Below are 398 nucleotides of genomic sequence, written 5' to 3'. Positions count from 1 at the left end.
CAGGTACATCACCGCGAACACCAGCAGCATCGCCTCCAGCAGCGTCTGCACCACCTTCTGGATCGAGATCTTCACGAACGGCGCGGTGTCGAACGGGATGCTCGCCTCCACGCCGCGCGGCAACAGCGGCGCCAGTTCCGCCATGCGCTCACGGACCGCCGACGCCGTGCGCACCGCATTCGCGCCCGGCCGCAGCTGCACCCCGGCGGCGGTGGCCGGATGGCCATCCTCGCGGGTGCCCCAGGCATAGCTCTGCGCGCCCAGTTCGACGCGGGCGACATCACCCAGCACCACCCGTGAACCGTCGGCCCCGGCGCGCAGTACGATCGCCGCGAACTGTTCCGGCGTGGACAACTGGCCGTCGGCGCTGAGCGGCACGGTGATGCGCTGGCCTGGAA

The 398-nt window shown here is 70.9% G+C and carries 1 protein-coding gene; it reads right to left on the bottom strand.

Features of this window, described 5'->3' with window-relative positions; genetic code table 11:
- A partial coding sequence (locus tag FNX44_RS27770; RefSeq protein ID WP_173019334.1) for an efflux RND transporter permease subunit occupies positions 1–398 on the bottom strand: 398 nt, incomplete at both ends.

The organism is Streptomyces alkaliterrae, assembly GCF_007097205.2.
GTDB lineage: Bacteria > Actinomycetota > Actinomycetes > Streptomycetales > Streptomycetaceae > Streptomyces > Streptomyces alkaliterrae.
The sequence above is the reverse complement of the archived record's forward strand: the minus strand, read 5'-3'. Positions and strand labels throughout refer to the sequence as shown.